Here is an 8,417-nt window from a genome sequence, read left to right on the forward strand (position 1 = left end):
CTCGAGGCCGTCGTGTGGACGGACGCCCTGCAGCTCGGGGTGGTCGCGGTCGGGCTCGGAGCCTGTCTGCTGACCGTGGCGCTGACCCTCGACGGGGGACTGGGCGCCGCCTTCGCGGCGGCCGCCGCCGAGGGGCGGACCGCGATCGTGGACTTCGACCAACCGATCACCTCCCCGCGCTCACTCCCCGGTGCCGTCGTCGGTTACGGGATCCTGGCCCTGGCCGTGGCCGGGACGAACCAGCAGTCGGTGCAGCGCTATCTCGCCTGCCGGTCGGTCGCCGAGGCCCGCCGGGCGGCCCTCCTGGGTTGGGCGGTCGGCGCCGCCGTCACCGTCGCCACCCTGGTGGTCGGTCTCGCCCTCTACGGCTTCTACCGATCGACCGCGCACACCCTGCCCGCCGATCTCCCCGCGGACGCCGTGCTCCCCCACTTCGTCGGAACCGAGCTCGCTCCGGGGGTCGCGGGCCTGCTCGTGGCCGCCATCCTGGCCGCCGCCATGTCGAGCCTCGACTCGGCCCTCAGCAGCCTGGCCACGGCCACCGAGGTGGACCTGATCGGACGCGACGGCACGGCCACGCGGGGACTGCGCCGCGCACGGTGGATCACCCTGGCCTGGGGTGTCGTGGCCACGGTCGCGGCCCTGGCCCTCGCCGGCCGCGGAACGCTGCTGGAACTGGGGGTCCGGGTGATGGGGTGGTTCGCCGGGCCGATCCTTGCCCTGTTCGTCATGGCCCTGCTGCGGCGCTCCCCCGGGGCCGGCGCCGCCCTGGCCGGCGCCATCACCGGCTTCACGATCACGGTGGTCCTGGTCGCCGATCCCTTCGGCGCCCCGATCCTGAGTCCCGGCATCTGGACCACCGCGATCGGGGCGGTGACCACGATGCTGGCGACGATCCTGCTCCAGAGTACCGTTGGACCTCGGCGCCGGAGACCAAGGGCACCGGCCGGTCCCGTTCCCGGAACTCGACGAGAGGGTCGTCGCGATGACTGACGTGCAGATCGACGGACGCGGACGCCGTGTCCTGGTCACCGGAGGCGCCGGCTTCCTCGGCATCAACCTGATCCGGGCACTGCTCGACCGGGGTTTCGAGGTCACCAGCCTCGACCTCGAGCCCTTCGACTACGAGGACTGCCGCGAACGCATCCGCGAGGTCCGGGGCGACATCCGCGACGCCGCGACCGTGGCCGAGGCCGTCCGCGACTGCACCGACGTCGTGCACTGCGCCGCCGCCCTGCCCCTCTACTCGGCCGAGGACATCCGCTCGACCGACCTCGACGGCAGCCGCGTGGTCATGCAGGCCGCGCTCGAGGCCGATGTCGACCGCGCCGTGCACATCTCCTCGACCGCCGTCTACGGGATCCCCGATCACCATCCGCTGGTCGAGGACGACCGCCTGCACGGCGTCGGCCCCTACGGCGAAGCGAAGGTCCAGGCCGAAGAGGTCTGCGCGAGCTTTCGCGAGAAGGGCCTGTGCGTGCCGATCCTGCGCCCGAAGAGCTTCATCGGTCCCGAGCGCCTGGGCGTCTTCGCCCTCTTCTACGACTGGGCCAAGGACGGCCACGGCTTCCCCATGATCGGCAGCGGGAACAACCGCTACCAGCTACTCGACGTCGAGGACCTGTGCGACGCGATCCTGCTCTGTCTGCACCTGCCGAAGGAGCAGGTGGACGACGTCTTCAACGTCGGCGCGGCGGAGTTCGCGACGATGAAGGAGGACTACCAGGCCGTGCTCGACCGCGCGGGCCACGGCAAGGAGATCAAGGGCTTCCCGGCCGCGCCCATGATCTGGACCCTGCGCCTGCTCGAGGCCCTGAACCTCTCGCCGCTGTACAAGTGGGTCTACGAGACGGCCTCGAAGGACTCGTTCGTGAGCATCGAGAAGGCGCAGCGCGTGCTCGGCTTCCGGCCGAAGTACAGCAACCAGCAGGCGCTGGTGCGCAACTACGAGTGGTACCTCGACAACCTCGACCAGTTCGAGGGGCGCAGCGGCGTGTCGCACCGGGTACCGTGGAAGCAGGGGATCCTGGGCGTGGCCAAGCGGTTCTTCTAGCTTCGCGGACCGTCGCCGGCCCGTGGCGGATCGGAGATCGCGCCTCAGAGTGCGACCGGCTCCAGGATTCCGCTCTCCTGGACACGGTCGGCCACGGCCTCGCCGATGGCCAGGGACGCGGTCGCCGCCGGCGACGGCGCGTTCAGGACGTGCACGGCGTGGGGCCCGTCCACGAAGTGGAAGTCGTCGAGAAGCGCACCGTCGCGTCCCACCGCCTGCGCACGCACACCGGCGTGGGCGGGTACCAGGTCCTCGCGCCGGACCGCCGGGACCAGCTTCTGCAGGTCGCGCACCAGACGATCGAGGTCGAAGCTACGGCGCATCTCGTCGAACCCGCTGCGCCAGTGCGTCCGGAACAGTCGCAGCGCCCCCGGGAACGACAGCGTGCGCGCGAGATGCGCCACGTCGACGTCGCCCCACGTATAGCCCTCGCGGGCCAGGGCGAGCACGGCGTTGGGCCCGGCGTCGACCACACCGTGGACGTCGCGCGTGAGGTGCACGCCGAGGAAGGGGAAGGCCGGATCGGGGACCGGGTAGATCAAGGTCCTCACCAGATCCGCCCGCTCGGGTTTGAGCAGCCAGTACTCGCCACGGAAGGGCACGATCCGCACGTCGACGTGCGCACCCGCTCGGCGGGCGACCTCGTCGCAGTACAGCCCGGCGCAGTTCAGGAGAGCACGGGTCTGCACCGACCCACGCGGCGTGATCACGCGCAGCCCCCGTCCCGTCGGCTCGACGGCGTCGACGCGCCACCCGAAGCGCAGCGTGGCACCGGAGCCGCGAAGGTCTTCGGCCAGCATCGCCGCGACCTCGCCGTAGTCCACCACGCCGGACTCCGGCACGTGCAGGGCCTCGAGACCGGCGACCTCCGGTTCGTGCCGGTGCATCTCGTCCGGACCGATGCGACGGACCCCCTGCAGTCCGTTCTCACGTGCCCGTTCCTCGAGCAGGCCCAGACGCGCGCACTCCTCGGGCGAGGTGGCCACGATCAGCTTGCCGCTCAGCCGGTACTCGACACCGCGGTCCGCGCATTCCTCGATGAGTCGTGCCCGCCCCTCACGGCACAACCGGGCCTTCAGCGAGCCCGGCCGGTAGTAGATCCCCGAATGGATCACCCCGCTGTTGTGCCCGGTCTGGCCGGCGGCCACGCGGTCGTGCCGCTCGAGCACGGCGACGGTCAGCCCGGGATCGCGACGCTGCACCGCGCGCGCCGCGGCCAGCCCCACGATGCCGGCCCCCACCACGACCAGATCGACCCGGTCCTCGCTCAAGGCCTGCTCCTTCCGTGAGATCGGGGCCTGTCCTCTGGCGCCGACTCGGGCTAGAATGCCCGCTCCCGAGATTCCCCGAGGCGGAGGTTCCGAGCGTGCGCTGCCATGAAGTCGACTACGAGATCATCGGTGACGACCTGCAGATGGTCGAGGTGGAACTCGATCCGAGCGAAACGGTCATCGCCGAGGCCGGCTCCATGAACTACATGGAAGACGGTATCAGTTTCGAGGCCAAGATGGGCGACGGCAGCCAGCCGGACAAAGGATTCCTGGGGAAGATGCTCGACGTCGGCAAGCGCGCGCTCACCGGCGAGTCGCTGTTCATGACCCACTTCACCAACCAGAGTCAGGGCAAGAAGCGGGCGGCCTTCGCGGCCCCCTACCCCGGCAAGATCATCGCTGTGGACATGGCGAAGATCCCCGGACAGGAGATCTATGCGCAGAAGGACGCCTTCCTCTGCGCCGCCCTGGGCACCGAGGTGAGCATCGCATTCCAGAAGCGGCTCGGCGCGGGCTTCTTCGGCGGCGAGGGCTTCATCCTGCAACGGTTGCTGGGCGACGGCATGGCCTTCATGCACGCCGGCGGCACGATCATCCAGAAGGACCTGCGCGGCGAGACGCTACGCGTCGACACCGGGTGCATCGTGGGCTTCAGCCGCGGGATCGACTACGACATCCAGCGGGCCGGCAACCTCAAGAGCATGTTCTTCGGCGGCGAGGGCCTGTTCCTCGCCACGCTCCGCGGCACGGGCCGGGTGTGGCTGCAGAGCCTGCCGTTCTCGCGTCTGGCCGACCGGGTGATCGCGCACGCGCCGAGCAGCGGCGGATCGAGCAAGGGCGAGGGCTCGATCCTGGGCAACATCGGCACCATGTTCGAGCGCTGATCCGCGGGCCCGCTACGTGCGTGTGCGCAGCAGATCGCTGATGTCGGCCGGCGAATCGATCTCTCTCGGGTCCACCCCGCGCCGGAACAGGCGAGCGGGCTTCGCCCCGTCGAGGCGCAGCACGTCGTCGCGGCGGGCGAGCCAGCCTCCCTCGCGGAGCCCCAGCACCACCGCGTCGTTGTCCTCGAGGAACTCCCGCAACCGCTGCTCGCGGGTCTCGCCCATGTGCTCGCTGTCGGAGACGGGGTCGAGATAGTGGGGATTGAGCTGGAAGGGCAGAACGCCCAGGGCGTCGAATCCGGCTGGCTCGACGATCGGCATGTCGTTCGTGGTACGGATGGTCGGACACGCCAGGTTCGACCCGGCGCTGGCACCCATGTAGGGCATGCCGTCCTGGATGCGGCGTCGTAGCACGCCGAGCAGGCCGCGGTCCTGCAGTGTCTTCAGCAGACGGAAGCTGTTGCCGCCTCCCACGAACACGGCCTCGGCGGTCTCCAGCGCGGCGGAGGGGTCGGGTGTCTCGTGCAGCGAGTCGACCCGGATCCCCCATTGGCCGAAGCGGTCGCGGGCCTTGGCGGCGTAGCCGTCGCGGTCGTGCAGGGCGAAGGGGACGAAGAGCAGGCGCGACACCCCGTCGAGGTGATCGCGAACGGCCGCGTCGGCGTGGTCGAGGTAGCCGAGGCCGAACTGCGTGGAATTGCTGAGCAGGAGCAGGCGCATGAGACCTCCCGGGCGGATCGGACCGCCCCAGGTTAGGACCGACCGACGCGCCCCGCACCTGCGAACACGGTGCGTCTGCGCTAATCTGCCGCGGTACCCGCGAACGGGAGAGGGAGATCGATGGGTTGGATGCACTCGCTGCTGGGCGGAGCCCTGGGCTTCGCCATCGCCGGGCCGCTGGGCGCAGTGGTCGGAGCCGCCCTGGGTCACGGCCTGGGCCAGCGCGGCGCCGCGACGGCACAACTCGAAGGTCAGGAACGCGCGCAGGCGGCATTCTTCGTCAGCACCTTCTCCATGCTCGCCAAGATGGCCCGTGCCGACGGCCACGTGAGCCAGGAGGAGATCGCGGTCGCGCAGCGCTTCATGCGGCACGAGCTCGGGCTCGACGCCGAGGCCGAGCGCTTCGCCGTCCGCGTGTTCCGCGCGGCGAAGGACGCGCCCACGCCCTTCGAGGAGTTCGCGGCCCAGTTCGCCGACCTCTTCCGTGGCGAGGTGGAAATGCGCGAGGCCATGCTCGACGTGCTCGTCCGCATGGCCCTGGCCGACGGCAGCCTCCACGACGACGAGCGTCACCTGCTGGAGCGGGCCGCCGGGATCTTCGACCTGAGCCTCGATCGCTTCGAGCACGTGCTCGGCCGCCGTCACGCGAACTTCGACCGCCATTATCACACGCTGGGCGTCGAACCCGGCGCGCCGATGGAAGAGGTCAAGCGGGCGTACCGACGCCTGGTGACCGAGGTGCATCCGGACAAGGTGATGGCCCGGGGCATGCCCGAGGAGTTCGTGAAGGTCGCACAGGAACGCTTCCACGAAGTGCAGAACGCCTACGAGGCGATCCGTCAACGCGCGGCGGCCTAGTCTTCGGTGGCGCCGAAGTCTCCGGAGCGGCCGCGCAGCCCCCGGTCGCCCAGGCCCACCCGACCCTTGAGCACGCCGAAGAGCTGACGCGACACGCGGCCCAGGACGGATCCCCGCCCGTCACCGCCCTCCAGGCTCCCGCGCAGCCAACGTTCGAGATCGCGGACCTCCTCGACGGTCATCGGTTGCAGTCGGATCTCGGCGCTCACGTAGTAGCGGTCGTCGGGATGGAGGGCCTCGACCGCACACAGCGGCAGCCCGTCGACCTCCTCCACCCAGCGTGCGGCCTCGGCCCGCTCGGACGTGCTCGCCAGGAGCACGCCACCACCGTCGAACACGTCGTAACGCGCGTCGAGAACGTCGTAGAGCACGCGGATCTCGCTGCGGTGATCGAGGACGAAGTGGTCCCACAGGCCCGTGCGCTCGTTCCACAGCTCGACGACCAGACGCACGCGCGCCGGCAGGCCCGAGCGCAACGAGCGCTCGAGATCGTCGTCGAACAGCAACGGAGCGCGCACGTCGACGAGCACCTGGCCGTCGACGGTGCGGGCTTCGACCTCCAGCTCCGCCGCCGCCACCGCCGGGACCGCGACGGCCAGGACGAGGCACAGGAGCCAACGGGGATTCGGCGAGTACACCGTGGTTCCTCCTCCCCGCTCAGAACGGTCGTCGCAGCCGCAGCTGCACCATGAGGTCGCCGTCGCGCTCGAGCGGGCGGATCAGATCGGCCCGCAGGCCTCCGTCCTCGTCGTCCTCGTCGAGCAACAGGCCCACCCCGATGCTGCTGACCATGTCCGAGAGGTCGATCGAATCGTCCCGATCGACCCAGACCTGTCCGGCATCGGCGAAGAGCGCGAAGCCGAATCCGTCTTCGTCCAGGACCAGCTCCGCGTTGGCCAGCAGTTGCTGCTCCCCCCCGTACACCTCGTCGGAGTCGGCACCCAGCAGCAGCGACTGATAGCGATATCCGCGAACGGTCCCGATTCCCCCGGCCAGGTACCGCCGCTGTCGCGGCAGTTCGCCGTCGAGTGAAGTCCCGTATCGCAGTCGCAGGTCCAGGTGACCGTCGCGGCCGAGTCGGAGACGACCGCGGTACTGGGCGGTCAGCCGGGTGAAGTCGAACTCGCTGGGCAGCAGGTCGTCGTCGCTCGTCTCGAACTCCAGCCAGAGGTGGTCGAGGTCTGTCCCGACGCGCACGCGTGCGAACACGCTGCGCATGAGCCCCTCGTCGATCGCCGGATTGGGCAGGAAGTCCTCGCGTCCGCCCCAGCCCGCGATCACGCGGCGGTCGAGACTGGAATAGGTGTCGCTGCGGATCTCGACACGGGCGAGCAGTCGATCGGGAACGTCGGCCTCGAGCCCGAAGGTCAATCCCTCGCGCCGGAACCAGTCGAGGTTGTCCTCGCGGAACATCAGGGTCGACAGGCTGTTCTCGACCGCCCCGACGCCCGTCCGGTTCATGGTGTCGCTCGTTTCGTAGCCGGAGACGTGCGCCCGGATCCGGCCACCGGGCGCCAGGGGTTGGAGCAACGACAGGCGCGAGCTCCACCGATCGCTCGAGAAGCCGTACAGGAACATGCCCTCGACCGATGGCGACCACGGCCGGCCCGACCGCAGACGGGGGACGAGGCCGAAGAGGGCACCGTCGACGCGCTGGTAGGCCAGCACGGCGTCGTCGAACACCACGAAGTCGTAGGTGTCGTCGGACCGCCGCGGCCGGCGTGGGTGGCGCCGCTCGAGGACCACGTCTCCCTCGCGATCGATCCTGAGCTCGCTCACCCATCCGTGCTCGGCGTCCCGACGACGGGTGGGATTCGCCACGTCGGTGCGCGTCCGCACCTCCCCGTCGTCGTACTCGACCACGAAGACGTAACGGACGCGGCCCGGGGGCAGGTCGAGCTCGATCACCCAGCGTTCGTCGACCGGATCGAAGTCCAGGGCCCGGCGCTCCCAGTCGTCGGCATCGGTCTCGACCCACACCTGCCGGTAATCGCGGTCTCGCATGCGGAGGCGCACCCGGTCGCCGACGCGACGCGGCGCGTCGATACGGCGCAGCGACGGAGTGCGTCGCGGATCGGGATCGGTCGGCGCGCGGAAGGTGTGAGCGAAGAAGCTCTCGCGCTCCGTCGGCGGCCCCACGATCGCGGCGCCGGCGTCGGCCTCGGCCGACAGATGGAGTTCGGTGGCGCCGACGGCCCGCGCGACGAGCAACAGGAGCACCAACAGAGTGGACATGAAGACGAAGCGTTTCACGGTGACTCCCCCTCGCCGGACACCGCACCCCGCTCGCCGGGGCGCGCCGATCCCGCTCGGTGCAAGGGGGCCTCCACCCCGCAGGGTCGAGCCCGGGCCAATTCCCGTCCTGGACAACAAGCGTCCCGACAAAGAGTTGCGGGGATCCGTGCAGATTCGACCCGAACCGGGAAACGATGTCGAAGCGACACGCCGTGTCGTTGTGACACGTGTGCGCAGGTCACGAGCGCTCCATGCGCAGACGCTTCATCTTGCGGTGCAGGTTGGCGCGGTCGATCCCCAGCGCGCGGGCGGCGGCGGCCTTGTTCCCCCCGTGGGCGGTGATGGCCCTGCCGATCAGCTCCCGCTCGGTCTCCTCGAGGGCGACCTGAAGCGTCG

Annotated in this window: 8 protein-coding genes; 4 read left to right on the forward strand and 4 right to left on the reverse strand. The window is 70.1% G+C overall.

The features are described 5' to 3' along the window. Both VKA86_18000 and VKA86_18005 read left to right on the forward strand, forming a co-directional pair. Nucleotides 1-993: sodium-coupled permease (locus tag VKA86_18000; GenBank protein HKK73100.1), on the forward strand; the 993-nt coding region annotated here is incomplete at its 5' end. After that, nucleotides 986-2,053, forward strand: coding sequence for an NAD(P)-dependent oxidoreductase (locus VKA86_18005; protein HKK73101.1), 1,068 nt, complete (start codon nucleotides 986-988; stop codon nucleotides 2,051-2,053). The genes VKA86_18000 and VKA86_18005, both read left to right, overlap by 8 nt. Before the next feature lie 44 nt (nucleotides 2,054-2,097). On the opposite strand, the gene lhgO is transcribed toward VKA86_18005, so the two are convergent. Next, entirely contained in the window at nucleotides 2,098-3,324 is a 1,227-nt protein-coding gene (gene lhgO, locus VKA86_18010) for an L-2-hydroxyglutarate oxidase (GenBank protein HKK73102.1), read from the reverse strand. A gap of 95 nt (nucleotides 3,325-3,419) precedes the next feature. Between lhgO and VKA86_18015 the strand changes: the two genes are divergently transcribed. Beyond that, nucleotides 3,420-4,208, forward strand: coding sequence for a TIGR00266 family protein (locus tag VKA86_18015; protein ID HKK73103.1), 789 nt, complete (start codon nucleotides 3,420-3,422; stop codon nucleotides 4,206-4,208). A 12-nt stretch (nucleotides 4,209-4,220) separates the two neighbouring features. Here VKA86_18015 and pepE read toward each other — a convergent pair whose 3' ends face one another. After that, complete coding sequence (pepE, locus tag VKA86_18020; protein ID HKK73104.1) at nucleotides 4,221-4,928, reverse strand: dipeptidase PepE; 708 nt, start codon at nucleotides 4,926-4,928, stop codon at nucleotides 4,221-4,223. A gap of 120 nt (nucleotides 4,929-5,048) precedes the next feature. On the opposite strand from pepE, the gene VKA86_18025 reads away from it, so the two are divergent. Beyond that, entirely contained in the window at nucleotides 5,049-5,786 is a 738-nt protein-coding gene (locus VKA86_18025) for a TerB family tellurite resistance protein (GenBank protein ID HKK73105.1), read from the forward strand. Here VKA86_18025 and VKA86_18030 read toward each other — a convergent pair. Both VKA86_18030 and VKA86_18035 read right to left on the reverse strand, forming a co-directional pair. Further along, entirely contained in the window at nucleotides 5,783-6,424 is a 642-nt protein-coding gene (locus tag VKA86_18030; protein HKK73106.1) for a DUF4390 domain-containing protein, read from the reverse strand. The two genes, VKA86_18025 and VKA86_18030, sit on opposite strands and share 4 nt — an antisense overlap. Before the next feature lie 19 nt (nucleotides 6,425-6,443). After that, nucleotides 6,444-8,039, reverse strand: a complete 1,596-nt coding sequence (locus VKA86_18035; protein HKK73107.1) for a BamA/TamA family outer membrane protein — start codon at nucleotides 8,037-8,039, stop codon at nucleotides 6,444-6,446. Nucleotides 8,040-8,417: the final 378 nt, after the last annotated feature.

This window comes from Candidatus Krumholzibacteriia bacterium (assembly GCA_035268685.1).
GTDB lineage: Bacteria > Krumholzibacteriota > Krumholzibacteriia > JAJRXK01 > JAJRXK01 > JAJRXK01.

Bases quoted from the DNA above. Each gene is read 5' to 3' on its own strand.
- VKA86_18005 (HKK73101.1), top strand. From the start codon at position 986: ATGACTGACGTGCAGATCGACGGACGCGGACGCCGTGTCCTGGTCACC.
- pepE (HKK73104.1), bottom strand. From the start codon at position 4,928: ATGCGCCTGCTCCTGCTCAGCAATTCCACGCAGTTCGGCCTCGGCTAC.
- VKA86_18025 (HKK73105.1), top strand. From the start codon at position 5,049: ATGGGTTGGATGCACTCGCTGCTGGGCGGAGCCCTGGGCTTCGCCATC.